Annotated in this window: 29 protein-coding genes and 1 pseudogene; 17 read left to right on the top strand and 13 right to left on the bottom strand. The window is 66.6% G+C overall.

What is annotated here, in order from left to right:
* Positions 1–22: 22 nt before the first annotated feature.
* Together DDF67_RS05155 and DDF67_RS05150 are read right to left on the bottom strand one after the other, a co-directional pair.
* The gene (locus DDF67_RS05155) at positions 23–838 is read right to left on the bottom strand and encodes a transglutaminase-like domain-containing protein (protein WP_109099861.1); all 816 of its coding nucleotides are present in this window, start codon (positions 836–838) and stop codon (positions 23–25) included.
* Between the two features lie 15 nt (positions 839–853).
* Positions 854–1,816 carry a transglutaminase family protein gene (locus tag DDF67_RS05150; protein WP_109099860.1) on the bottom strand — a complete coding sequence of 321 codons (963 nt, stop codon included), beginning with the start codon at positions 1,814–1,816 and terminating at the stop codon, positions 854–856.
* On the opposite strand from DDF67_RS05150, the gene DDF67_RS05145 reads away from it, so the two are divergent.
* The 3 genes from DDF67_RS05145 (at position 1,816) to DDF67_RS05135 (ending at position 3,645) form a co-directional block, all read left to right on the top strand.
* The gene (locus DDF67_RS05145; RefSeq protein WP_199229159.1) at positions 1,816–2,604 is read left to right on the top strand and encodes an N-formylglutamate amidohydrolase; all 789 of its coding nucleotides are present in this window, start codon (positions 1,816–1,818) and stop codon (positions 2,602–2,604) included. The two genes, DDF67_RS05150 and DDF67_RS05145, sit on opposite strands and share 1 nt — an antisense overlap.
* 420 nt (positions 2,605–3,024) lie before the next feature.
* Positions 3,025–3,234 (top strand): cold-shock protein, encoded by a 210-nt coding sequence (locus DDF67_RS05140; RefSeq protein ID WP_109099859.1) that lies wholly within the window; start codon positions 3,025–3,027, stop codon positions 3,232–3,234.
* A gap of 60 nt (positions 3,235–3,294) precedes the next feature.
* Positions 3,295–3,645, top strand: a complete 351-nt coding sequence (locus DDF67_RS05135) for a DUF6481 family protein (protein WP_109099900.1) — start codon at positions 3,295–3,297, stop codon at positions 3,643–3,645.
* Between the two features lie 227 nt (positions 3,646–3,872).
* Here the strand turns inward: DDF67_RS05135 and DDF67_RS25255 are convergent, their stop codons facing one another.
* Both DDF67_RS25255 and DDF67_RS05130 read right to left on the bottom strand, forming a co-directional pair.
* A complete protein-coding gene (locus DDF67_RS25255; protein WP_146197963.1) occupies positions 3,873–4,121 on the bottom strand; it encodes a hypothetical protein in 249 nt (82 codons plus the stop codon).
* 4 nt (positions 4,122–4,125) lie between these two features.
* Positions 4,126–4,908, bottom strand: a complete 783-nt coding sequence (locus DDF67_RS05130) for a transglutaminase-like domain-containing protein (RefSeq protein WP_109099858.1) — start codon at positions 4,906–4,908, stop codon at positions 4,126–4,128.
* A 254-nt stretch (positions 4,909–5,162) separates the two neighbouring features.
* Between DDF67_RS05130 and DDF67_RS05125 the strand changes: the two genes are divergently transcribed.
* The 6 genes and pseudogenes from DDF67_RS05125 (at position 5,163) to DDF67_RS05100 (ending at position 7,458) form a co-directional block, all read left to right on the top strand.
* Entirely contained in the window at positions 5,163–5,417 is a 255-nt protein-coding gene (locus DDF67_RS05125; RefSeq protein ID WP_109099857.1) for a hypothetical protein, read from the top strand.
* Between the two features lie 22 nt (positions 5,418–5,439).
* On the top strand, positions 5,440–5,721 hold the full coding sequence (locus tag DDF67_RS05120) for a hypothetical protein (RefSeq protein WP_109099856.1): 282 nt from the start codon (positions 5,440–5,442) through the stop codon (positions 5,719–5,721).
* 35 nt (positions 5,722–5,756) lie between these two features.
* Positions 5,757–5,939 (top strand): hypothetical protein, encoded by a 183-nt coding sequence (locus DDF67_RS05115; protein ID WP_109099855.1) that lies wholly within the window; start codon positions 5,757–5,759, stop codon positions 5,937–5,939.
* 41 nt (positions 5,940–5,980) lie between these two features.
* Positions 5,981–6,187, top strand: a complete 207-nt coding sequence (locus DDF67_RS05110) for a hypothetical protein (protein WP_109099854.1) — start codon at positions 5,981–5,983, stop codon at positions 6,185–6,187.
* Between the two features lie 118 nt (positions 6,188–6,305).
* Positions 6,306–6,476, top strand: a pseudogene (locus DDF67_RS26390) (integrase); the annotation flags it as partial.
* A gap of 208 nt (positions 6,477–6,684) precedes the next feature.
* A complete protein-coding gene (locus DDF67_RS05100) occupies positions 6,685–7,458 on the top strand; it encodes a hypothetical protein (protein ID WP_146197962.1) in 774 nt (257 codons plus the stop codon).
* A gap of 150 nt (positions 7,459–7,608) precedes the next feature.
* Here the strand turns inward: DDF67_RS05100 and DDF67_RS05095 are convergent, their stop codons facing one another.
* Entirely contained in the window at positions 7,609–8,394 is a 786-nt protein-coding gene (locus DDF67_RS05095; RefSeq protein WP_146197961.1) for a hypothetical protein, read from the bottom strand.
* Between the two features lie 20 nt (positions 8,395–8,414).
* Between DDF67_RS05095 and DDF67_RS05090 the strand changes: the two genes are divergently transcribed.
* The gene (locus tag DDF67_RS05090) at positions 8,415–9,512 is read left to right on the top strand and encodes a hypothetical protein (protein WP_199229158.1); all 1,098 of its coding nucleotides are present in this window, start codon (positions 8,415–8,417) and stop codon (positions 9,510–9,512) included.
* Positions 9,513–9,542: 30 nt separating this feature from the next.
* Entirely contained in the window at positions 9,543–10,214 is a 672-nt protein-coding gene (locus DDF67_RS05085) for a hypothetical protein (protein ID WP_146197960.1), read from the top strand.
* 100 nt (positions 10,215–10,314) lie between these two features.
* On the opposite strand, the gene DDF67_RS26385 is transcribed toward DDF67_RS05085, so the two are convergent.
* The gene (locus DDF67_RS26385) at positions 10,315–10,524 is read right to left on the bottom strand and encodes an integrase core domain-containing protein (protein WP_158277994.1); all 210 of its coding nucleotides are present in this window, start codon (positions 10,522–10,524) and stop codon (positions 10,315–10,317) included.
* A 136-nt stretch (positions 10,525–10,660) separates the two neighbouring features.
* On the bottom strand, positions 10,661–11,047 hold the full coding sequence (locus tag DDF67_RS25475) for a helix-turn-helix domain-containing protein (protein ID WP_158277993.1): 387 nt from the start codon (positions 11,045–11,047) through the stop codon (positions 10,661–10,663).
* Between the two features lie 390 nt (positions 11,048–11,437).
* Between DDF67_RS25475 and DDF67_RS05070 the strand changes: the two genes are divergently transcribed.
* Together DDF67_RS05070 and DDF67_RS05065 are read left to right on the top strand one after the other, a co-directional pair.
* On the top strand, positions 11,438–11,728 hold the full coding sequence (locus DDF67_RS05070) for a hypothetical protein (RefSeq protein ID WP_146197959.1): 291 nt from the start codon (positions 11,438–11,440) through the stop codon (positions 11,726–11,728).
* A 97-nt stretch (positions 11,729–11,825) separates the two neighbouring features.
* Entirely contained in the window at positions 11,826–12,170 is a 345-nt protein-coding gene (locus tag DDF67_RS05065; protein WP_109099846.1) for a CsbD family protein, read from the top strand.
* A gap of 48 nt (positions 12,171–12,218) precedes the next feature.
* On the opposite strand, the gene DDF67_RS05060 is transcribed toward DDF67_RS05065, so the two are convergent.
* On the bottom strand, positions 12,219–13,136 hold the full coding sequence (locus tag DDF67_RS05060) for an NAD(P)/FAD-dependent oxidoreductase (protein ID WP_109099845.1): 918 nt from the start codon (positions 13,134–13,136) through the stop codon (positions 12,219–12,221).
* A gap of 13 nt (positions 13,137–13,149) precedes the next feature.
* A complete protein-coding gene (locus DDF67_RS05055; RefSeq protein WP_109099844.1) occupies positions 13,150–15,351 on the bottom strand; it encodes a catalase in 2,202 nt (733 codons plus the stop codon).
* A 231-nt stretch (positions 15,352–15,582) separates the two neighbouring features.
* Here DDF67_RS05055 and DDF67_RS05050 point away from each other — a divergent pair, with 231 nt between their 5' ends.
* The gene (locus DDF67_RS05050) at positions 15,583–16,488 is read left to right on the top strand and encodes a glycosyltransferase (protein WP_158277992.1); all 906 of its coding nucleotides are present in this window, start codon (positions 15,583–15,585) and stop codon (positions 16,486–16,488) included.
* Here the strand turns inward: DDF67_RS05050 and DDF67_RS05045 are convergent.
* From DDF67_RS05045 to DDF67_RS05030, 4 genes are read right to left on the bottom strand one after another with little or no spacing between them, the layout of a single operon-like run.
* Positions 16,485–17,066, bottom strand: coding sequence for an SAM-dependent methyltransferase (locus DDF67_RS05045; protein ID WP_109099899.1), 582 nt, complete (start codon positions 17,064–17,066; stop codon positions 16,485–16,487). The genes DDF67_RS05050 and DDF67_RS05045 overlap by 4 nt on opposite strands.
* On the bottom strand, positions 17,063–17,821 hold the full coding sequence (locus DDF67_RS05040; protein WP_146197958.1) for a PIG-L deacetylase family protein: 759 nt from the start codon (positions 17,819–17,821) through the stop codon (positions 17,063–17,065). The genes DDF67_RS05045 and DDF67_RS05040 overlap by 4 nt, the downstream gene beginning before the upstream one ends.
* A complete protein-coding gene (locus DDF67_RS05035) occupies positions 17,815–18,918 on the bottom strand; it encodes an acyl-CoA dehydrogenase family protein (RefSeq protein WP_109099841.1) in 1,104 nt (367 codons plus the stop codon). The genes DDF67_RS05040 and DDF67_RS05035 overlap by 7 nt, the downstream gene beginning before the upstream one ends.
* Before the next feature lies 1 nt (position 18,919).
* On the bottom strand, positions 18,920–19,492 hold the full coding sequence (locus tag DDF67_RS05030) for a ferritin-like domain-containing protein (RefSeq protein ID WP_109099898.1): 573 nt from the start codon (positions 19,490–19,492) through the stop codon (positions 18,920–18,922).
* A 302-nt stretch (positions 19,493–19,794) separates the two neighbouring features.
* Between DDF67_RS05030 and DDF67_RS05025 the strand changes: the two genes are divergently transcribed.
* From DDF67_RS05025 to DDF67_RS05015, 3 genes are all read left to right on the top strand, one after another.
* Positions 19,795–20,139 (top strand): hypothetical protein, encoded by a 345-nt coding sequence (locus DDF67_RS05025; RefSeq protein ID WP_109099840.1) that lies wholly within the window; start codon positions 19,795–19,797, stop codon positions 20,137–20,139.
* A gap of 51 nt (positions 20,140–20,190) precedes the next feature.
* Positions 20,191–20,934 (top strand): hypothetical protein, encoded by a 744-nt coding sequence (locus tag DDF67_RS05020; RefSeq protein ID WP_109099839.1) that lies wholly within the window; start codon positions 20,191–20,193, stop codon positions 20,932–20,934.
* Positions 20,935–21,078: 144 nt separating this feature from the next.
* Positions 21,079–22,230, top strand: coding sequence for an extracellular catalytic domain type 1 short-chain-length polyhydroxyalkanoate depolymerase (locus tag DDF67_RS05015; RefSeq protein WP_158277991.1), 1,152 nt, complete (start codon positions 21,079–21,081; stop codon positions 22,228–22,230).
* Positions 22,231–22,362: the final 132 nt, after the last annotated feature.

Below are 22,362 nucleotides of genomic sequence, written 5' to 3'. Positions count from 1 at the left end.
CCATGGCGGTTCTGAGGCGCCCTTACCCCGCCGGCTGCAATTGATCAGTCCTGATGATGAAGCTCTGCAGCAGCGCGGGGCCGAACGAGGTTGTGATAGCCGCGTCAGTGGCGTCGCGCCCATGCGCCATCAGGATGCGAGCGATCCGCGGCGCGTTGTGACGGGCGTCGAAGGTGCGCCATCCACCGTCGAGATAGACCTCGAACCAGGCGCTGAAATCCATCGGCGCGTCCGCTGGCGGAACGCCGATGTCGCCTAGGTAGCCCGTGCAGTAACGGGCCGGGATGTTCATGCAGCGACACAGGGTGATGGCCAGGTGCGCGAAGTCCCGACAGACGCCGCGCCGTTCCTGGTTGGCCTGCCAGGCCGACTTTGTCGCCCGGGCGTGGGCGTAGCCGAACTCGATGCGCTGGTGGGTATAGTCGACGATGGCCTGCACCCTCGCCCAGCCGGGCGGCGTGTCGCCAAACAGCGACCAGGCCAGATCGCTGAGGGTGTCGGTTTCGCAGTAGCGGCTGCCCAGCAGGAAGACGAGAACCTCGGGGGGCAGATCCTCGACCCTTGAGGCCTGGGCGTCGAGCAGGACGGGGTCAGGGGCGCCGCTGTCGCGAATGATGAAATCGGACGACAAGACCGAGCGGCCGGCGGGCAGCACGACACGGCTGCAACGGTTGCCGAAGCCGTCTAAGTAGCTGTCGATTTTGGCGGCGCTGTCGATGTGGATGGTGTCGGGGGCTTCCAGATCCGCCTCGCGTTCCGGCCGCACATTGAGCATCAGCAGCATCGGCGTGGGGGCCGGGCATTCGTAGATGATCTCGAAACCGGCCCGGATGCGCATGGAGTGTCCTGATGGCTAACTGGCCAAGGCAACGTCCGCCTGACCGGGCGGTTGCGACCCATGCAGCGCCGCGCGCGTTCCGACGCGATCGTGCTCGCTCAGCACCTCGACCTCGACGTCCATGCCCAGATAGTCGCCAGCCTCGCCGGACCACCCGCCCGACAGCGGCAAGGCCTGGCGAGGATCACGGGCGATGGCCACGCGGATCAGGTCCGTGTTGCCGACGATGCCGTTGGTCGGGTCGAACTCCACCCAGCCGCAGACCGGCAGATAGACCCGGACCCAGGCGTGGGTATGCCCCCCGCCGAGCTTGACGGGCAGGTCAGCTGGTCGCGGTGGACAATAGAGGTAGCCGGACACGAATTGGGCGGCCAGGCCCAGGGTTCGAACAGCCTCCATCATCAGCACCGCGAAATCGCGGCAGGTGCCGGTGCGCCAAGCCAAGGTCTCGGCCGGACTCTGGGCTGCGCCCTGGAGCCGGGTCGCGTAGCGGAACTCGCTGTAGATGGCCTGGGTTATCTCGGCCAGCAGGGTCTGGAGGCTGGTGCGGCCGTCATGACGCAGAAAGCTCCGCGCCCAGCGTTCAAGCGCGCCATCAGGATCCGGATACTGTCGCTCCATGGAACGCAGCAGGTCGGGCATGTCCTCGGGGCTGTAGGCGAACGGCATCGTGCCGCCATAGGCTTCGATCTCGCCGTCGACGCCGGCGAAGGCGGGCAGGGGCCGGTGGTCCAGCGTCACGCGGCTCTCGAACGACAGTTCACTGGCGCGCTCGGCGAAGCGGGCGATGGCGACGCAGTTGCCGAAGACGTCGTGGACGTTGCGGATCAGGCAGGGCTCTGGCCCGATGACCAGATCCGCGCTGATCAGGCGCTGGTCGTAGCTCTCCAGCGGGCGAAACATCATCCGGTGCTCGCCAAACCCGACGGGCTTGCGATAGCGATAGCGCGTCAGGTGACGGATCGAGAGGATCGACATTGAGCCAGCGTGACCTGAGCCGGGACGATCCGTCGATGAGGCTGCTGGTCGCAGGCGACATCGATCCGGTGGCTGTCGATAATCGGGGCGGTTCCTCGCCGTTTCTGTTGCTGGGCGATCATGCCGGTCGCGCCGTTCCCCGGCGATTGGACCGCCTGGGCCTGGATGATGTCGAGCTGGCGCGCCACATCGCCTGTGACATCGGGGTCGAAGGCCTTGGCGTGCGCCTGGCGAAGCGGCTGAACGCGACCTTCGTCCGCCAGACCTATTCGCGCCTCGTCATCGACTGCAATCGCGCCCTGGGCTCGGAGGGCTCGATCCCTCCCGTCAGCGATGGAACGGTCATCCCGGGCAACAACGACCTTGATGCGGCGTCGCGTCGCGGTCGCTCCGCGGAAATCTTCTTGCCGTATCACGACCAGATCGCCGCTACGCTCGACGGCGGCCACGGCGCGACGGTGGTGGTGTCTCTGCACAGCTTCACGCCGTCCTTGGCCGGCCTGGCCAGACCCTGGCGCTACGGCGTTCTGCACCGGGGCGATTCCATGGTCTCGGCCGCGGTGCTCGGTGCGCTGAGGGCGCGTGTGGGGGAGGATGCGGTGGGCGACAACGCGCCCTATGCGATGGACGGGACCGATTTCACCATCCCGCACCACGTGGATCCGCGCGGCCTGGACTATCTCGAGCTGGAGGTGCGTCAGGATCTCCTCGCCGATCTGGCTGGGCAGGACGCCGCGGCGGCCCTGATCGGTGACGTCCTTATGATGCTCGCTGAGGAAAGGCCGTAGCGCGCGACCAGGAGGGCAGGTTCTTTTGGCGTCGAGCCGTCAGCCGAGCGTCCTGACTGCCCAAGTTGTCGGTCTAGTGCGGGGCCGGCGCTCGATGCGTGTCCCGTGAACGTCGTGGCGGTGGAGATGCGCAAACGGCGGTAATGGCGGCGGAGCCGAGAGCGATTTTTGCCAGGGTTCGCCTCGCTTGGAGTAGTGGCAGCTGCCAACTGATGCCTGCTTTGAGATAAAATAAAATATCACCTGGCTATCATGCCGCCGCCATGCCAGTATTGTGGTGTCGAATATCGCCTTGGCTTCGGTTGCTCTCCAGGTTTCGATCTCCGGATCGAGCTCCGAGTCCGCCCCCTTATCCTCATCGAATTTTGATCTCGCGTCGGGTTTTCCGCGCGAGAACACTCGCACCTGAAAGGTGTTCTCATGACCTTTGGCACTGTGAAGTGGTTCAACGCCACCAAGGGCTTCGGCTTCATCCAACCCGACAATGGCGGCCCGGACGTCTTCGTCCACGCCTCGGCCGTCGAGCGTTCGACCCTCGGCGCGCTGCAGGAAGGCCAGAAGATCGGCTTCGAGCTCGAGCGCGACCAGCGCAGCGGCAAGACGTCGGCCGGCCAGCTCCAGGCCGCCTAAGCTGTCGTTCTCCGCGCCGCATGGCGCGGAGAACGCCCTTTGCTCCAGACGAAAGCCTTCATGGCCAACGCTCCCCATGACAATTTCGCCGATCGCCTATCGGCCGCGGCCGCTGCCCGCCGCGTCCTGATCGCCGCGTTCAAGCCCAAGCCCTCGCAGCCGGCGATCGGGCCGATCGACCGCGCCGGCGAGCGCGCGGCGCACCTCAAACAGGTCCGGAACGACCGGGCCGAGACCAAGGCAGTACGTAAGGCCGCTACACTCGCGGACCAGGAAGCGGCCGCCCGGGCGATCGCCGACCTGGAAGCCGAGGCGCCAGGCGCCAAGCACGGCGAGCGCAAGGTGCTCTCCGCCGCCGAAGCCAAGGCCAAGCGCGATGCGCGCTACGCCGCTCGCCAGGCGCGGCGCTAGGCTTGACGCCGCGGCCGCCAAACGCGCGAGCACGTACGCAGCGAGCGCGAGCGCGTCTAGGCGGCCAAAGTCGCTGAAAGGCGACGGCAAGGCCAAGGCGCGCGCGATGGGTAGGGCGGTTCCGCCCGCGCGCCGGCGAGACTGGCGAAGCCTGAGGCCTCGAAAGGTCCGGCGGGCCTAACCCCCGACCAAGTCGATCAGTCGCCAACTTTGCGGCGCTGGCGCGGCTATCGCGGCTTGCGCTCGCACCCGATCCACCACCCTTCGCCATTGTGATTGACCTGCGTCACCTCGAAATCGGCGTCATAGCAATCGCGGGTCGTCAGCGTGATCGCATCGCCGCATCTCGGCAGCGGCGCGCCGAGGGGCGCGCGGATCAGGACCGCGTCGAAGCGACCGGCGGAACTGGGCCGAAACTGATAGTGGAACGGCCCGAGCGCATCAGGCAGAGCCGAGCGGCGGCGAGGTCGGGTCACGACCTTACCCGCCGACCCTGTCGATCCTGAAATGCTGCTCGACGAGGGTCGCGGCGCCGAAGATCGTCATGAACGCGATGTCGGCGGCGTCCCGCCCCGTCGCGACACGGACAAGGCCATCGAGCGGAGCCAGACCGGAAGGGTCGATCAGCCTCCACCGCCCACCCAGATAGACTTCCGCCACGGCGTGGAGATCGGGCGGCTCCAGCGTCCAGGCATAGGCGCTGACGGCGCGGGCCGGGATGTTGCCGGCCCGGCAGAGCGCGATCGCCAGATGGCTGAAGTCGCGGCAGACCCCGGCGCGATCGATGAGGGTGTCGACGGCGGTCGTCGCCGCGTTGCTGACCCCGGCGCGATAGTCCACATGGTCGGCGATCCAGGCCAGGATCGCGGCGACCCTCGCACCGCCCCGCAGTTCACCGAACTCCCGCTCGACGAAGCGCATGAGGCGATCGGACGGGCTAAAGCGGCTGGCCCTAAGGAACGGCAACACTTCGCTTGGCAGGGCGGCGATCGCCATCTCCGCCGCGCCCGCCAGGTCATGGTCGGCCGGCGCCGCCTCGACCGTGGCGCGATAGAGCGCGTTGATCCGGCCCGAGGCGGCGAACACGGTGCGGCGCTCGCCCGTCAGCGGATCGTCGATGCGCCTGGCCGGCGCGGGCGGCCAGAAGGTGAGCGCATCGGACGACACCTGCTGGTACCGTCCATGCGCGGCCTCGACCAGCAGAAGAACCTCGCACGGCGCCGCGAAATCATAGGTGAGGGAGGCTTCGATCTCAAAACGCATGCACGCCCTTCAGGCGGCAGCGCCGCCATTCACGCCCCGTTCGAGCGCGTCCTTCGAAAATAAATGTGAATAAATAGGCCGGCCCAGTCTGGCCATTTCTTCAATATAGGCGTAATGTCAGAAAATAGAAGGCGCAGCGATGATTTTTCCGTCGCGCCGAAACATTGCCGAAATTTGAACGGGATCGCTGGTAAATCCTTCTAAGGCAAGGACGCATCACTCGGTTTCAACCTCTTCAGGAAGGAAAAGCCCAGATGCTGCCTCACCCCCAGCGCAATCTCCAAGTCGTGATCTTGTCCGAGAACCTGCAGCGCCTGGCCGATCGGCTTCTGCCCGACCGAAACGCGGCGCGCTTCCTTGTCCATGAGACCCTGATCGCCGCCTTCGCCGCGCCGTCGGATGCGCGCCCGATGGCCGCCCGTGGCCGCGATCTTCGCCGCTCGCTGATCGCGCGGCTGCGCGCGGGCCGGGGGCCATCCTTGCGCCCCAGCCATCAGGCCCGCCGATAGACCGGCGAGACAGGAGCCAAAGATGGTTGAGCCCGTAGACGTCACCGACGCCCCCCTGGGGCTGAGCCTCGTTCAGGAGGCGGAACACGAGGTCGGCCCGAACCAGATTTCGCAAGGCGCCTACCGGGCGCTGCGCCAACTGGAACGCCGGCTGCGCACCGGCGCGCTCGACGCGGTCAATATCCGAGACGCTCAAGAGCTGGCCGGGCGGGGCCTTGCACACCATGGCCGTGGCGGATGGCGGCCGACCAGCGACGGCCTGAACTATCTTGGCAGGCGCCAGGATCAACACGGCCGAGGCTGAAGCAACAACCGCAAAGCCGGAGAGCAAGACAGCCTATGGGCGAAGACATCCAACGCATTCGCGACGAGTGTGACCAGCTTCGTCAGCGCTGCGATGAACTCCAGCGGCAGTTGAACGACGTCACCTCCCAGGTCGGCGGCTTGGCCGACGAGCTTGGGCGGCGCTTTTCCAACGACGCGTTCAATGCCTCGCGCCCCTCCCGGCCTCGCAACGCGTAGCGCGATCGCCGCCCCCTAGCGAACGCCGATAAAGGACATCCATGAAACAGCCCCCCATCGATCGCATCGTCATTACGGTTTGCCGCAACGACGGCCTATGGGCGGCCGAGGAAGCCGGCCTCTTCTTTGGTGCGTCGCCCGACAAGGATATCGCCAAGGCTTCGGCCGCCCGCCGAGCTCGCGAGCGCATGGGGGAAGGCCATGCCTGCCAAATCCGGGTCGAAGGCGAGCACGGCTTCGCCATCTAGCGGCACGAGGCAGGCGCTCACGGGCCGCCAATCCATGCACCAGGGGTTATGACGCGGACCCCAACCGCGCGCGTGGTGGAATGACGTGAGGGGAGCAGCCAATCCGCAGGAGGCGGACATGGCCCAACTTGACCTCTTCCTTCCACCTAAGCGTCCTTGGAACACAGGCCGCATTATCGGCCTCAAGCCGCCATTCAAGCCCAGGCGCATATGGGGAATACGCCATTAGCTCAAAGCAAACGGGCGAGTCCGCGATCTCGCCATGTTCAATTGCGCCATATCTGGCCGCAACCTTTGGCGCGGTCTGGCGCGCCCCGGCCGGCGTCTGATCTTCGGATCGGTACACACCAGAAGGCTATAGGGATGAAAGCCTCGTTGGCGGCTCCTCTCGATCATCCGTAATCAAGGTTTGACGTCGCTCTGAAGCCAACCTTTAGTTGACGATATCGAGCCGTCATGAACCGCGTCTATCGGTGCGGGCGTTCGGAGGTCCAATGATGAAGCTGTCTTACTCCATGATCGCGGCGGCGACTTTCGGCGTTGCGGTCCTTTGGGCGCACTCGGCCGCGGCTCAAGTGACGCCGTCGGACGTTCGCGACCTCGTCGGCGCCCGCGCCGCCGGCGGCGAGGCCGAACTGGCCGCGCGCGGCTACGTCAACACGGGCGTGCAGTCGAGCGACGATCGCAAATGGACCTACTGGTGGAATGACCGGCGCGGCGTCTGCCTGTCGGTGAGCACCGTCGGCGGACGCTATGACTCCATCGTCTCGACGCCGGCGCCCGACTGCCGTCGCGGGGGTGGCGCGAGCGGCGGCGGCTATCGCCCGCCTGAATTCGGCTATGGCGGCGCCGGCGGCGACTATCGCGAGCATATTGCGCTCGTTTGCTACGGAGAGGGCCAGAAGCTGACCAACCAGTACCGCTCGGGCTACGAGTGGGACAGCGACAAGCGGCGCTACGTGCCCAAGAGCGGCTATGAGCTTACCCGCCAGGATTACGACACATCGGTGACCGTCGAGATCGACGGCGGCCGCGGCCGGATCCGGCCGGCCAAGAGCATGCTCCCGCCGATCCATTCCAATAGCGACGGCGGCTGGTACGAGATTAGCAACCTCAGCATCGACCGCGACATGATCCGAGGCCAGTTCAAGCTCAACGGCGCCAATCGTCCCAAGCTGACCATCGACCGCCGCGCCGGCCGGATCGTGCTCGACGGCCTGACCAAGTTCAATGGGACCTGTGATCCGCTTGACGGCGATCGCAAATTCTAGAGCGCGTTAGGCGAAAGCGCGAGCGGCTTCGCCGACCAGCGCGCTCTAAGCGTTTGATTTAGAGCGCTTTTAGACGCCTCACATGCTTCCATGTGAGAGCTAAAAAGCTCTAGCGGCCTTGCGGGTCGGACGCTCTGACGCGTCCGACCCTCATCCGAGGATCGCCAGGCTCACGGCGACGGCGACGATGAACACGACCATCGACGCCTTCAGGAAGCAGAGCACGGCGACACCGATGGCGCGCGACCAGCGATCATTGAAGCGCTTGAGCCAGACGATCTGCACCAGAAGGTACCAGACGATCGCCACGGCCATGATCGCCCAGCCGGCGGCGCGCTTGTCCGGCCAGGCCTGGTCGATGGTTCCGCCGATCCCGAACACCAGACAGAACACCGAGGCGGGATAGCACTCGCCGTAGAACGGCCCGCGCAGGCTCTTTCGGGTCAGCGTCTGCTTGGCGTCCCGCACCTGTTCCAGCGCGAACATGAGCGGAAAGACCGCAAACATCAGCGAGCGCAGGATGATCAGATTCTGGTCGGAACCGACGAGCTTTTCGGCGCCGTGGCCGACATTGGCGAAGGGGTGCAGATGCAGGGCCAGTTCGACGCCGTGCGATATGACCAAGCTCAGCATCAGGAAGAGCGGAGCGCTGATCGTCTCCTGGTACTGGTCGTCCTCGGCCTTGCGCAGCTCGGCGCGCGAATAGTCCAAGATCTCGATGGGGTGAAGCGCGGTCCTCAACAAGGTGCGAGGATAGAACACCAGCCAGGTCATCACCTCATAGAGGAACTCCTCCAGCGAGCGGAGGATACGCATGAAATCCATCGAGCTGGCCTTGTTCATCTGCACGAAGCGCGGGTCCAAGCGGGAATTTTCGGCGACAATCCCAGATCGCGCTTGGCTTTGAAAGCTTGACGCGGAAAGGTTGAGCGCCATCGCGAGGGAACATGACGAGCGTGAACGACGACAGCGGCCGGCTGAATCTCGGCCAGCGGATCGCCACCGTTATCTGGTTTCTGTTCGGCGCCGGCTTCCTGCTCGCCTTGCCCGTCCTGCTCGGCCTTCATCCGTTGGTCTTGCCAGGCGTGCTGGCGCTCGCGGCGCTGGTGGCCGCGCCGGCGGCGTGGCTGGAACGGCTGATCTTCGATCGCGCGCGGCGTCGGTCGCTGCTCCGGGCTTGGATCAGATGCGCGCTCGCCTTGGCCTTCGCGTTCTCGATTCTGGCGGCGGCGCCGCTCTACGCCCTGGCGATCGTCGTGGGCCTTGATCCGCTGCTCGCGCCCCAAGCGGTGCTGTCGAACGGAAAGAAGACCGTACTCTTCCAGGGCGCGGTGCACGTCGGCTCAGAGCCCTTCTATAAGGCAATGATCTACGATCTCGAGCACGCGCTCAGCGACGGCTATGTTATCTACTACGAAGGGGTCCGCCCCGATCCAGCAGGCGACGCCTTCTTCCGCGACGTGGTCGCCGGCGGCGGCAGCCTGAACGACGAATACAAGGCCATGAGCAAGGTCTGCGGCCTGACGTTCCAAGGCGACTACTTCCAGCTGCTCAAGCCGCAGATCCTCGAACACCCCGACCGGCATGTCGCCGCAGACGTCACCACCCTGCAGCTGAAGCAGGAGTACGAGCGCCTGGCCGCCGCCGATCCGGCTTTCGCCAAGAAGGTCCAGGCTTCGGTCGAGGAAACGCGGCGGGACAAGAAGGACGCCGGCGCCATGACCCAGTTTTTCGCCTGGGCCCAGGACGGGGATCCGCGCCACCAGAGCCTAGCGGGCGTGACGTGCCGGGGCGCCATGACACTGCTCCTCAAGGCGAAGGGCGAAAAGCCCGCCGTCCTCGATCCCGTGATCCTGGACTTCCGCAATCGCCAGCTCGCCGCGCGTATCGAGGCCGCGCCGCAAGACCGCATCTACGTCAATTATGGCGCCGAGCACCTGAAGGGCTTGCTCGCGGAACTGCGCAAGGCCGATCCCCATTGGAAGGTGAGGTCCGTGAAGTGGATGCGGGCCATGCAGGCGCCCGAGACCCTTCGCGGCGAGACGATCGAATAGCCGGCTTTAAAGTCCTGTCTGGAGGCGACCATGCGTAGAGTGGCGACGACTTTGATCCTCCCCGCCCTGATCGGCCTGGCCATGGCCGCGCCGGCGGCCGCCCAGGATACGCCGTCCGACCTGCGCGATCTTGTCGGCGCGCGGGCCGCCGGAGCAGAAGGCGCCTTGGCCTCGCGTGGCTATGTCAATGTTCGCACGCAGGCTGGCGATGATCGCAAGTGGACCTACTGGTGGAACGAACGGCGGAAAATTTGCCTGTCGGTGGCCGTGGTCAACGGCCGCTTGGTCGCTATCACCCCAACGCCGGCGCCCGATTGCCGGCCTGGGCCCAGCACCTTGCCAGGCCCGGTCGGCGCCCCGGTCGCCAGCGGCCGCAGCGATGAAATCCGCTTCGAGCGCGGCGCATCTTCGGCGACCCGGCGCGGCGTGATCACGGGCTACGAGACTATGACCTACTGGCTGGACGTTCGTCCGGGTCAGATGCTCACGGTTTCGATGCAGAGCCAGAACCGATCGGCCTATTTCAACATCACAGCGCCGCGCGCCGACCAGGCTTTGTTCAACGGCTCGGCGAGCGGAAACCGCTATCGCGGTCGCGCCGGCGTGAGCGGCCGCTACAAGATTGAGGTCTATCTGATGCGCAACGCCGCGCGCCGCGGTGAGGTGGCGCGCTATACGCTAGACGTCGGCGCCCATCGCTAAGGCGCTGTCCTTGATGGCGACGGTCCGGAGGCGGCCGGCGCGGTGACAGCCCGACCTTGCCCCCAACCTTGGACCAAGTCGGGCCGGGATTTCTCGCCGGTCAGGCGCCGGGCGGGCCATATGGCCCGGCGCCGTTCATCAGCTCGATCGGGCACGTGTCGCCGATCGAGCTGTGGGGACGCTGCTCATTATAGTCCCTACGCCAAGCCTCGCATTTTGAACGGGCGTCCTGCCATGCAGCTGGAGGGCCAAAGCCTTGTAAAGGCGATAGACCCGCTTGCGGTTGAGCCCCCTCCAGCTTGAGCAGCACGGTGATCCGCTGACGTAGCGGACCCGGGCCCCGGCGATGGCCTTGACCTGCGCCTTCACGATTGATCAAGACGAGCGTCGAGCGCGACTGTTCGCTTTAAAAGTCCTTGTCCGATGACATGCGATATGGCGCAGCGCTATTTATCCTCTGCAAGCACAATACAAAGTTGAAATAATTGATCGCGCGTCGCCCCAGTTAAGGCCAGCGCCGCCTTCATAAATTTCACCGCGTCGGGAGCGACCACAAAACGACTCAATATTGATGGTTGATTGATCTCTTTTCGTTCCAACCCCGAGAAAAATTCTGCTATTTCGACATCCAGTGCTTGAGATATCCTAAATAACATGCCCGCGCTTAGGCGGTTGTGCCCCAATTCATACTTTTGTACTTGTTGATAGCTGACGCCAACTCCGCGACCCAGCTCGCTCTTTCCCATGCCTTTAGCTCGACGCAGGGCCCTCAACATCGCGCCGACGTGCAGGTCCACAGGGTCAATCCGCTTGAGCGCTGCTTCATCAAGCATTGTGGCGACCTCATTGCTTCGAGCCCCCGTCAATCTAACGCTTAAAATCCAGCTTGGAACCGTCTCATGATCGACGCGAGCTAGCAGCGTTAAATGCAGTAGCGGCAACCCACTAGCCCCGAGGCCTCCGCAAACAGCGCCTGTAAATGTTTTTGGGCCAACTCCAGAAACACGACCTTCGCAGGACTGACGCGCCCCGACCCATTTGCCGGGCGCGGGTGGCCGGCCCAGCGGGCCAGCTGAACCGGCGAGAAATCCCGGCTCGGCCTGGTCAAAGGCTGGAGCCAAGGTCATCGTAGCGGGTGTCGCTCTCGGGAATTCCGGAACTGCTCCGTTCGCGCGGAGGCGATGATCGCGGGGCCTGGCGTCGTGACCATGTTAGACTACGAAATGAACGAGACCGAACGCGAGATGCTGGCTGAGGATCGGGCCGAGGCGTATGCGCCAAAGCCCGTTGGCGGAGCCTTTATGGCCGGTGTCTGCGGCGCCGCGCTCGCTCTATTGGGCTTCATCGTCGCGGCGCGCTTCTATGGCTGGCCTGTGCGAGATCGCCTCGGGCTGGCGCTGATCCTTGCCGCGGGCGGCTTCGTCCTCGTCTGCGGCGGGTATCTGCGCCTGGCGCGGAGGAACCGTCGGGCGCGCCGGGCGGAGCGCCGGCTGATCGATCTGGAGCAGAAATAGAACGCCGGTCGAACGCTTGCGAACATTCCCCGGAACATCCATGCGGGTTGGCGGATTGGTCTGTCGCCGCGTTCGGCGGCAGGCAAAGGACAGACCGATGGACGATCAAGTCACAGGCGTCGCCCGCCAGGGCGTCGGCCGGGTCCAGGACGCCGTCGGCGGATTGACCGGCGACAGCGCCACCCAGATCAAGGGCAAGCTCAACCAAGCCGCCGGCGGCGCCCAGCGGGCTTACGGCAAACTCACCGACGACGTGCGCGACCGGCTCGAGGGCGCGCTGGATACGGTGCGCGGCGAGGTGCACGAACGCCTCGACACTATCGAGACCTATGTGAGGGGCAAGCCCCTTCCGGCCGTGGCCATCGCGGCGGCCGTAGGCATCGTACTGGGACTGCTTCTGCGCGGCCGCAGCAGGACCGTCTATCTGCGCGATCCGCGATAGGCCTGTCGACCAGGGGGGACTTCGGGCGTTTCCCGCAGCCTCCCCTGGTCAGCGCAGGAACAGCGCCTGCTTGGCCAGATCGTTGCGCAGGGCCGTGGCGGCGACGCCGGCCTCGCCCATGGCGTGGCTGATCTGGTCCAGGCCCAGCACGACGTCGCCGGCGGCGTAGAGGCCCTCGATGCTCGTCCGTTGATGGGCGTCCACCCTGATGCAGCCGTCTTCCGTTACCGCCGCGCCCAGGCCGCTAGCCAGATCGGAGTGAACCTCCGATCCGAGCGCCGGATAGACCGCATCGAAGCGCAGGCGTCCCTTGGAACAGGCCAGGCTGATACTGTCGTCCTCCAACGCGAAGTCTCCAGCCGGGCCCGCGATGCGCCTGACCCCGATCTCATCAAGCCGTCGACGCTGGCTCTCGTCGAGGCCGTCGTCGGCCTCCAGCGCGATCAGGGTGACGCTGCTGGTGTAGGCGCGCAGGAACTCGGCCTCGCCAGCGGCGCGGGCGCCGCCACCGATCACCGCCACCCTCTGGTCGGTCACTTCAAAGCCGTCGCAGACGGGGCAGTACCGCAGGCGCCCCTGCGCGAGCGCCCGGGCATGCAGCGTCTCGTCCATAGGCGGCCGGCGATTGGTCACCCCGGTCGCGAGCAGGACGGCGCGGGCTCGGAACGCGCCGGTCGAGCAGCGGACGAGGAAGTCCTCGGGCGCGATCTCCAACGCGGCGACACGGGCCGAGATCACGCGCGCGCCATACAGCTTGGCCTGCTCGCGCATGCGCGCCAGCAGCGCCTGGCCTGATATACCTTCGGGAAAGCCCGCATGGTTGCGGGTCAGCGCGATCAGGGCGGCGCGGCTGTCGCCGGCGTCGACGACGACCACCGACAGCCGGAACCGCGCCAGATAGATCGCGGCGGTCAGGCCTGCGGGTCCGCCGCCGACGATCAGGCAGTGAATCCTCTCGTCGCTCATGTGCGCCGATCGCTCATGCGGGGTCGGCGACCAGCGGCTTGGGCGGCGGACGCACGAGAGGCTCGCGCGCCCAGACCCGGCCCGTGGAAGCCGTGGCGACGAAGTCGTCGACGCTGGAGGCTTCGAGATCGATAAGGCCTTCGTCGTCGTCCGGTCCCACCTCGGTGATCCCGCCCTTGGCGAACAGGGGACCGGCCGAGGGCAGGTAGGCGATGACCTTGAGGTGGCCGTAGGCGTCGCGCAGGAAGTTGACGGCCGCCGCTTCCAGGGCCAGCAGCGCACCGCCCTCGTCGGACGGCAGGATCGCCACCGCGTCGAACAGCACCGAAGGGCCGCCATCGATCTTGTGGTCGGCAGGCAGCAGGGCGCCGCCGGCCGTAGTCACGCCATAGATGGTCGGCGCGATGATCTGCAGTCGCGCGCCGGCCGCCTCGACGGCCGCCTTCAGCTTGGCAAGCAGCTTGTCGTCGCTGCCGTCGCTGACCAGGACGCCGACCTTGCGGCCTTCCAGCGTGGGCTGCGCCTTGGCCAGCAGGCTGAGCATGGGCGAGGGGGTCATGTCCTGGGCCGGTATCGGCGCCGGCGCCGGAACGATCTCGCCCGGGAAGCCCAGGCCCTCGGCGACCGACTGGGCCAGGAACTCGTCGATGTGAATCAGGCGCGACAGCACCGCCTCGCGCACCCGCGGCGTGACGCATTTGCTAAGCTCGAACACCAGGGCCGCGACGATATGGTCCTGCTCGGGCTTGGTCTGGCTGGCGAAGAACAATCGGGCCTGGGTGTAGTGGTCGGCGAAGGTCTCCGGCCGCAGGCGCAACTGCTCGCCGGCCTCGGGGTTGGGGAAGGCCTGGAAGCCGCGCTCCAGGGACTCGCGCGCCACGTCCTGGCCCAGGCTCGACGGCTCGTAGTTCACCTGGCCCTTGGGAACGGCCATCTGCATGTGGCCGTCGCGCTGCAGGTTGTGGAACGGGCACTTGGGCTGGTTGATCGGGATCTGGTGGAAGTTGGGCGAGCCCAGGCGCTTGAGCTGGGTGTCCTGATAGGAGAAGAGGCGCCCCTGCAGCAGCGGGTCGTTGGTGAAGTCGATGCCTGGCACCACGTGCGCGGCGCAGTAGGCGACCTGCTCGGTCTCGGCGAAGAAGTTGTCGGGGTTGCGATCCAGCACCATGCGCCCGACGACGCGCAGCGGTACGTCCTCCTCGGGGATCAGCTTGGTGGCGTCCAGCACGTCGAAGGCAAAGCCGTCGGCCTGTTCCTGGGTGAAGGTCTGCAGGCAGAACTCCCACTCGGGGAAATCTCCGCCCTCGATGGCTTCCCACAGGTCGCGGCGGTGGAAATCCGGATCGGCGCCGTTGATCTTCAGCGCCTCGTCCCAGACCACCGACTGCGAGCCCAGCTTGGGTCGCCAGTGGAACTTGACGAAGGTGCTCGTCCCCGCCGCATTGATCAGGCGGAAGGTGTGGACGCCGAAGCCCTCCATCATCCGCAGCGAGCGCGGAATGGCCCGGTCGCTCATCGCCCACATGATCATGTGCATGCTCTCGGGCGTCAGCGAGATGAAGTCCCAGAAGGTGTCGTGGGCGGTCTGGGCCTGTGGGAACTCGCGATCGGGATCCTGCTTGGCCGCGTGGATCAGGTCGGGGAACTTGATGGCGTCCTGGATGAAGAACACCGGGATGTTGTTGCCGACGAGATCGAAGTTGCCTTGTTGGGTGTAGAACTTCACCGCGAAGCCGCGCACGTCGCGCGGCAGGTCGGCCGAGCCCTTGTTGCCGGCCACGGTCGAAAACCGCGTAAACACCGGAATGCGCTCGCCGGTCCTTTGCAGGAAGTCGGCGGCGGTGACGTCGGCGCAGGAATCCAGGCACTCGAAGAAGCCGTGCGCGGCCGAGCCGCGGGCGTGGACCACGCGCTCGGGGATGCGCTCATGGTCGAAGTGCATGATCTTTTCGCGCAGGATGAAGTCCTGCAGCAGCACGGGGCCGCGGACCCCGGCCTTCAGCGAGTTCTGGTTGTCGGCGATCGGCACGCCCTGATTGGTGGTCAGCTGCGTTTCCGGGCCGTCGGCCTGCTGGTGGGTCTCGCCGCCGGGCGCGATGAAGGTCTCGCCTTCGGTCGAGGGACCCGCGGGCCTGGGGGGAGGGGCGTTGGTCGGCGGCGTGGAGCCGGCGCGTGCGCCCGCTGTTTTGGCCTTGGTCTTAGCCGGGGTGGCCATGGGGCGTCTTTCAATTTTGAGGTGTGGCGAACTAACGTTCGCGCGGAGTCGAGGTTGCTGTCGCCAAGCCGACATAACTCCCTGAAACCACGATTTATTTTCGTGCGGGCCTCGCCTCGAACTTTCCGCTCCGTGGAGAGTTTGCACCCCGCCGCGTCTCTGTGAACGGCTTGGGAACGAGAGCAGGAACGTCATGCGCGCATCGATCATTCACCGGCTGGGAATCTCGTCTTGAAGCGCCGCGTGGCGGTGGCCGTTCCGGCGCGAAACGAGGCCGCCTGGATAGAGGTCTGCCTGACCCGCCTGCTTGCGATGGAGCGCGACGATCGGATCGCGTCGCTGCGCATCGTGGTGCTGGCCAACAACTGCATCGACGACACTGCCGAGCGCGCCCGTCGCCTGGGCGGCGACGTTGAGGTCGTCGAGATGCGGCTGGATCCTGACCAGGCTCATGCCGGCGGCGCCCGTCGCGCGGCGTTCGAGGCCGCCGCGGCCCTTCTGCACTCGCCCGAAGACCTGTTGCTGACCACCGACGCCGACACCCACGTCGCGGCGGACTGGCTGAGGCGTACGCTCGACCATGTCGACGCCGGCTACGACGCGGTAGCGGGGCTGGCGCGGCTCAAGGGTGCTGAACTGCGCGGCCTCGACCCGGCGCACCGCGCCCGGCTGGCCCTGCTGCGCCGCTACTACGCCGCTCTCGACGCCTTGCGGGCAGCGCGGAGCGACGAGGCCTGGCCGCACCACTTCTACGAAGGCGGCGCCAGTATAGCCCTGACCCTCGGCTGCTATGCCCGCATCGGCGGCGCGCCCGCCCCGCCGGTGGGCGAGGACAAGGCGCTGTTCCAGGCCGTAAGGGCGGCCGGCGGACGCGTGCGCCACCCCATCGACGTCAAGGTCTTCACCTCCTGCCGCCTAGCCGGTCGCGCCGTAGGCGGAACCTCCGACACCCTGGACCTCTGGGGGCGCCAGGCGGTCGACGAGCCGATCCACGAGGCGCCGCCGCTCAATGTCGCCCTCGGTCTTGCGACGCCGGGACCCGCCCTGACCTTCGCCGATCTTCCGGCCGAGATCGACAAGGCCCGCGCTCTGGTGCGCATCGGGCGCGAGCGGATGCTGCTGGCCGAGGCCGGCTAGGCCCAGCGCCACAGATCGAGGCGATAGTCGGCGTTGCGCTGAGCCGTATCCACAGTGACAGCGTCGCCCAGGTGCGCCCGCAGGCCTTCGACGGCCTCGTCGGCGGTCTTGGGATAATCGGTCTCGCCTAGCCAGTGGACCAACAGGATCCGTCCGCCGGAAACGCGTGCCGCCCGGAAGGCTTCGGCCGCCAGGGCCAAGTCGCCGTCGTCCCAGTAGTAGGCGACCTCCGACAGCACGATCAGGTCGAACGACCCGGGAACGGGATCGCGCGGAACCTGCAGCAGGGCGAATTCGACATTGGCCAAGTCGGCGCAACGCTTTCGCGCCTGATCCAGAGCGGTCTCCGAAACGTCCAGCCCCAGAAGGCGGTCGCAGTGTTCGGCCAACTGCCGGGTCAGGACACCGATCGAGCAGCCGACCTCCAGCGCATGGGCGGCGCGCTCTTCACCGAGGGCGGCGAGGGTGGCCGCGTACTTGCCCTTCTCGTAGGCGCTGGTCTCGAAGCCCCAGGGGTCGGGATCGGCGGTGTAAAGGCCTTCGAAATAGCCGGGCTCCAGCGAGCGGGTTTTTCTCAACGCCTGCACTCCAGGAAGATCTCGACCGGCCGGTCGGTCAGGGCCGCCAGGTCCGGCGGCACCTGGAAGGCCTCGGCGGCGTCCTGGATCATCGGGGTCATCTGGGTCTCGTGGCAGGCCAGGGCCTTTCGGCGGCGCGTGATCTCGCCGCCGCACATCAGGCCCCAGACGCCCTTGGCGCCGTGGCGATGGGCCAGGTCCGGATCGGCCCAGCCCCAGACCAGATATTCCATCTTCACCGGCTCGCGGGTGTCGATCGAGGCGATGTAGTCCGACGCCAGAAGGTTGGCCGCGACATGGTCGCAATGCCGTTCCTCGAGCCACGGCGCCCAGACGCTCCACGGCTTGAAGCCGTCGGACCAGTCGCGCAGCTCCCGCAGCGACGCGGCGTAGGCTGTATCCTCGCGAGGGATCGGCGCGCCGTCGGGCCACCCCATGAAATGGACGTCCTCGGGCGGAACGCCCAGCACCTCCAGGGCCGCCAGCGCCTCTTGCCGCCGAACACGGGCCAGCCGCTTGGGCGGCCAGGTCGGCGAGCCCGTGTGCGAGCCGGCGCCATCGGTGAGATAGGCCACGCGGGGCTTCAGGCCCAGCTTGCTGGCTGTCGCGATCAGGCCGCCGCAGCCCAGCGTCTCGTCGTCGGGGTGCGGCGCCAGGATCAGCAACGGCGACAGGCCGTCCAGCACCGTGGCGTCGAGGTTGAAGGCCTGGTTGACCAGGGCCGCCCAGGCCGGCTCGCCCATCGCCGTCACCACAGGGGATCGTCCGCCCAGGCGTCCTTGGCCAGGAACGCCGCCGCCGCGCGGTCCAGCGCCTGGTCCGGCACGGGCTGGCGCAGATAGAGCGCCAGGTCGCGACAGGCCTGGTCCAGTGGATTGTCGACGAAGAAGGCCCGGGTGCCGACGCTGCGGGCCGCTGCCTCCATGACGGTCAGGCCGGCCTCCTCGACCACGCCTCGGGTCATCAGTACGAAGCTGATCGCCTCGGCTCCCGCATCCGGCGCTTCGGCCCGCTGGGCCGCTTCCCGCACCCACAGATAGGCCGAGCGCGTCGCCGCCAGCGCCTTGCCGAAGCGGGCCCGATGGATCGGATCCTGGCCGGCGGGCGAGGCCGCCAGATGCTCTCGCAGCAGGGTCAGCACGTGCTCCACGCCGCCCAGCTGCACCGCCGTGAACCGCCAGGCTCCGGCCGAAAAGCGCGGCTCGCGTTCGTAGTCGCCGGGCGCGCCCAGGCGCGTCGCGGCGTCGACCGGCAGGCCGGTAAGGTCGTATGTCCCGCTGACCGTCGCCCTCATGCCCCGCACCCGCCAGGCCGATGGATCGGCGCGGGCCGGATCGGCGGCGTCCGCCAGGACCATCTGCTTGCCGCCGCTCGCCGTGGCGGCCGTGATCACGGCGATGTCGATATGGCCCGCGCCGGTGGCGTAGGACTTCGCCCCGTGCAGGCGACCATCGGCGATGGTCACGCCCGGCGTCGGTTCGGTGTTCCAGACACCCAGGACCTTGCCGGCGGCCAGGTCGGCTTCCAAGGTCCGCCGCTGTTCGGCCGACCCGTACCAGGCGACCAGCCGCGCGCCGTTGACGTGACCTTCGAAGATCCGCCCCAGGCTGAGATTGGCGCGGCCGACAAGGCGCAACGCCTCCATCAACTCGCGCGGGGAGGTGGCGTCGCCGGCCATCACCTCAAGCGCGCCGATCGACGCGAGCAAAGCAACGTCCTCGGCGGGGAACTCGCCGCCGGCGTCGAGATCCGCGGCGCGGGCGCGAATGTCTTGCAAGGCATGGCGCAAAGCGGCCAGCACCGCCGCCACAGACGGCGGGGCCGGCGCTGGCGTAAACGCGATCTGCGCCAAGTCAGGCGTCCTCGAGCATCGGCGTGCCTTCGTGCGCGACCAGTAGGTCGTGCATGTCGTCGGCATGCTCCTCCTCGACGGTGAGAATGCCCTCCAGCATCACCCGCGTGGTCGGGTCGTCGTCGCCGAAATAGCGGATCAGTTCGCGATAGTGCTCCACCGCGATCCGTTCGGCGATCAGGTTTTCCTTGATCATGTCGACCAGGTTCTCGCCCTCGACATATTGCGAGGCCGAGCGGCTGGCGAGCCCTTCGGGGCTGAAGTTCGGCGTGCCGCCCAGCTGGGTGATGCGCTCGGCCACGGCCAGGGCGTGGGCGTGCTCTTCCTTGGCGTGTTCGGCGAACTCGGCCTTCGGGCCCTGGCTGGAGATCCCCGAGGCGATGATCGAGTGCAGGGTGTAGCGCAGCACGCAGACCAGTTCGGTGGCCAGCACCGTCTGCAGGATCTCGATGGTCTTCTTGACGTCGCCGCCATAGGCCGGCGTCAGCGCGCCGTCCTCCAGGTGTTCCCGCGCCCTGGCCCGCAGGGTCTGCACGTCGCTGAGGAAGGGTTTGTCGCCGACCTGATCGTTCATCTTGCGTCCCTCGATGATCCGAGCATGCAACGCGCCGTGGGCGGTCTCGATCCGGAAGGGCGCGACGGCGGCCGCCTTTATTAGTCGGTGACGAAACAGGTGGCGAAATATCTTCGCGGAGAATTCGACGTCGATTGTTTTATGATGCCGTCGCGCGTGAATTATTTTCACGATGCGTGCAAATATTTATATTCATATTACCAGAGATAAATTTCCATATTTCCGGGAATAAGCTGCGGATCATCGTGCAACCTTCTCGGGTTGAGAGGGCTTAACTCCGCACCTCTCGGAGATCCACGAACATGTTGAAGCCCATGATTGGCGTCGCGCTCGTCGCGATGCTGCTGGCCGCGTGCGGCCAGAAGAACGCCGACCACGAAAAGGTCGAAGGGCCTGCCGTCTCCGCGCCGGCGGCTCCGGGTAACGCCGCCGTCGACACCGCGCCGACCACCGGCGAGACCGGCCCCACCCCGGGCGCCAGCTCCTACACCGCCGACCAGGCCCGCATGGCCATCGAGAAGGCCGGCTACACCGCGCTGGGTCCGCTGAACCAGAACGCCAACGGTCTGTGGCAGGGCGAAGCCACCAAGGACGGCCGCAAAGTCAACGTCTCGATCGACTACAAGGGCGCTATCACCGAGCTCTAGGCTCGGCCGTCCTTGCTCGCCTCAAATCATAACCTTTCTGGGAACATCCACATGAGCAAGACCATCACCCGGCTGTTCGACAGCCACACCGAGGCGCTCGACGTCGTCTCGGACCTGGAAGCCTACGGCGTCGGTCACGACCGCATCAGCCTGGTTTCCGACAACACCGACAACTGGCATGACGGCGACCGCAAGGCCGACGGTCCGCTGGGCGACCACAATGGCGACGGCGACAACGACGTCGCCGACGGCGCCGGTAAGGGCGCGGCCACAGGCGGTCTGGTCGGCGGCGGGGCGGGCCTGCTGGCCGGGCTCGGCATGCTGGCCATTCCGGGCCTGGGTCCGGTCGTGGCGGCGGGATGGCTCGCGGCCACCGCAGTCGGCGCCGCGGTCGGCGCGGCCGCCGGCGGCGCCACGGGCGGCCTGCTGGGCGCCCTCAAGGAGGCCGGCCACAGCGACGACGAGGCCAATGTCTATTCCGAAGGGGTGCGTCGCGGCGGCGCCCTGGTCAGCGTCAAGGCGCATGACAACGAGATCCAGGCCGTCGAACGGATCCTCGACGAGGGACGGGGCGTGGACGCGGCCACGCGCGGCGACGCCTATCGTCAGGACGGTTGGACCAGCTTCGATCCGGCCGCCACGCCGTACAGCGCCGAGCAGATCGGTCGCGAGCGCACCCTCTACGGCGAGAACCGCTCGTTCGAGGCGGCTCCGACCGACGATGTGCTGATCGATGACGACGCTGTTCGCCCCGAGGACCGCGACGTCGTCGACCCCGTCCGTCGCGACTACTGAGCCTTCACCCCGACTCTGGAAACGCCTGGAGTCGGGGTATATTCGCTCTCTCAAAAGACGTGATCAAGCGTGATGGCGCCTTTGCTGCATTGCAGCATTCAGACTGGGCGGCGGCTTTCCGTCTCGCTCTTTCAGGACATCACCATGCCGAGCCTCGGCGACACCACCGCGATGCTGGCGCGCCTGCGCCGTACGTCCTTCCCGACCTCCGACGCGACGGGGCGCCTGAATCGCATCGACGATTTCGGCGCCAATCCCGGCCAATTGACGATGCTCGGCTATCGCCCGGAAGGGCTGGCGCCAGACTCGCCCCTGGTCGTTGTTCTGCACGGCTGCACCCAGACCGCCGCGGCCTATGCGGAAGGCGCCGGCTGGCTCGACCTGGCCGATCGGATGGGCTTCATGGTCGTCGCGCCCCAGCAGCCGCAGGCCAACAATGCGGGCCGCTGCTTCAACTGGTTCCTGCCGGGCGACATCCGGCGCGGCGAAGGCGAGGCGGCGTCGATCGCGGCGATGGTCGCCCACGCGGTCGAGACTCATGATCTCGATCGAAGCCGCGTCTTCGTCACCGGCTTGTCGGCCGGTGGGGCGATGACTGCGGTGATGCTGGCGGTCTATCCCGACCTCTTCGCCGGCGGCGCGGTGATCGCCGGTCTGCCCTATGGCGTGGCCAGCAATGTCCAGGGCGCGATGCAGGTGATGAACCATCCGGCCGGCCGTTCGGGCGCGAACCTGGCCGCCCTGGTTCCAGTGTCTCGCGACGGCGGGTCTCGTCCGCGGCTGTCGATCTGGCACGGCGACGCCGACGGGACGGTGCAGGTCAAGAACGGTCATGACCTGGCCCAGCAATGGGCCGCCTTGAACGGCTTGCCCAGCGCGCCGCATCGGGTGGAGCCTCTGCCGCACGGAACGCGATCGATCTGGCGGTCCGCCGACGGCGAACCCCTCGTCGAGTTGAACATCGTGCGCGGTCTCGGCCACGGAACGCCGCTTTCAACCAAGCGCGCGGACGATGTCGGCAGGGCGGGACCCTTCATGCTCGAGGCCGGCATATCCTCGTCGCTGGAGATCGCCAGGTTCTGGAACATCGACGGCGGCGAACGGGTCGAGCCCGGCGCCCTGGCGATGATCCCCGCGACGCCGCAGCGTGAGGGGGCGGCGAAGCATGCCGTCGATCCGGAGCCTGTCGAGGCCTCGGGCCTGGGGCAGGGCGTCATGCACGCCATTGGCCATGTGCCCGCCGGCGTTCAAGAGGTCATAGCCAAGGCGCTGCGGGCGGCGGGTCTGTTGAAATAATTTTCACAAGTTGATGTAGCTCGTTTATTTAGTCGCGTTGGAACCAATATCTGATTTGGTTCCAACGTTCGACAAATATATATTCGCGCCAATTACTATCATATATTCTCTGTTGTCATTGAATATATGGAT

Origin of the sequence: Caulobacter endophyticus, from assembly GCF_003116815.1 — a bacterium.
Lineage (GTDB): Bacteria > Pseudomonadota > Alphaproteobacteria > Caulobacterales > Caulobacteraceae > Caulobacter > Caulobacter endophyticus.
This window is presented reverse-complemented; position numbering and strand designations above follow the sequence as displayed.

Excerpts from the sequence above, each read along its gene's own strand:
- DDF67_RS05155 (WP_109099861.1), bottom strand. The coding sequence starts at position 838 with ATGCGCATCCGGGCCGGTTTCGAGATCATCTACGAATGCCCGGCCCCC.
- DDF67_RS05150 (WP_109099860.1), bottom strand. The coding sequence starts at position 1,816 with ATGTCGATCCTCTCGATCCGTCACCTGACGCGCTATCGCTATCGCAAG.
- DDF67_RS05140 (WP_109099859.1), top strand. The coding sequence starts at position 3,025 with ATGACCTTTGGCACTGTGAAGTGGTTCAACGCCACCAAGGGCTTCGGC.
- DDF67_RS05135 (WP_109099900.1), top strand. The coding sequence starts at position 3,295 with ATGGCCAACGCTCCCCATGACAATTTCGCCGATCGCCTATCGGCCGCG.
- DDF67_RS05130 (WP_109099858.1), bottom strand. The coding sequence starts at position 4,908 with ATGCGTTTTGAGATCGAAGCCTCCCTCACCTATGATTTCGCGGCGCCG.
- DDF67_RS05125 (WP_109099857.1), top strand. The coding sequence starts at position 5,163 with ATGCTGCCTCACCCCCAGCGCAATCTCCAAGTCGTGATCTTGTCCGAG.
- DDF67_RS05120 (WP_109099856.1), top strand. The coding sequence starts at position 5,440 with ATGGTTGAGCCCGTAGACGTCACCGACGCCCCCCTGGGGCTGAGCCTC.
- DDF67_RS05115 (WP_109099855.1), top strand. The coding sequence starts at position 5,757 with ATGGGCGAAGACATCCAACGCATTCGCGACGAGTGTGACCAGCTTCGT.
- DDF67_RS05110 (WP_109099854.1), top strand. The coding sequence starts at position 5,981 with ATGAAACAGCCCCCCATCGATCGCATCGTCATTACGGTTTGCCGCAAC.
- DDF67_RS05100 (WP_146197962.1), top strand. The coding sequence starts at position 6,685 with ATGAAGCTGTCTTACTCCATGATCGCGGCGGCGACTTTCGGCGTTGCG.
- DDF67_RS05095 (WP_146197961.1), bottom strand. The coding sequence starts at position 8,394 with ATGGCGCTCAACCTTTCCGCGTCAAGCTTTCAAAGCCAAGCGCGATCT.
- DDF67_RS05085 (WP_146197960.1), top strand. The coding sequence starts at position 9,543 with ATGCGTAGAGTGGCGACGACTTTGATCCTCCCCGCCCTGATCGGCCTG.
- DDF67_RS25475 (WP_158277993.1), bottom strand. The coding sequence starts at position 11,047 with ATGCTTGATGAAGCAGCGCTCAAGCGGATTGACCCTGTGGACCTGCAC.
- DDF67_RS05070 (WP_146197959.1), top strand. The coding sequence starts at position 11,438 with ATGAACGAGACCGAACGCGAGATGCTGGCTGAGGATCGGGCCGAGGCG.
- DDF67_RS05065 (WP_109099846.1), top strand. The coding sequence starts at position 11,826 with ATGGACGATCAAGTCACAGGCGTCGCCCGCCAGGGCGTCGGCCGGGTC.
- DDF67_RS05060 (WP_109099845.1), bottom strand. The coding sequence starts at position 13,136 with ATGAGCGACGAGAGGATTCACTGCCTGATCGTCGGCGGCGGACCCGCA.
- DDF67_RS05055 (WP_109099844.1), bottom strand. The coding sequence starts at position 15,351 with ATGGCCACCCCGGCTAAGACCAAGGCCAAAACAGCGGGCGCACGCGCC.
- DDF67_RS05030 (WP_109099898.1), bottom strand. The coding sequence starts at position 19,492 with ATGAACGATCAGGTCGGCGACAAACCCTTCCTCAGCGACGTGCAGACC.
- DDF67_RS05025 (WP_109099840.1), top strand. The coding sequence starts at position 19,795 with ATGTTGAAGCCCATGATTGGCGTCGCGCTCGTCGCGATGCTGCTGGCC.
- DDF67_RS05020 (WP_109099839.1), top strand. The coding sequence starts at position 20,191 with ATGAGCAAGACCATCACCCGGCTGTTCGACAGCCACACCGAGGCGCTC.
- DDF67_RS05015 (WP_158277991.1), top strand. The coding sequence starts at position 21,079 with ATGCCGAGCCTCGGCGACACCACCGCGATGCTGGCGCGCCTGCGCCGT.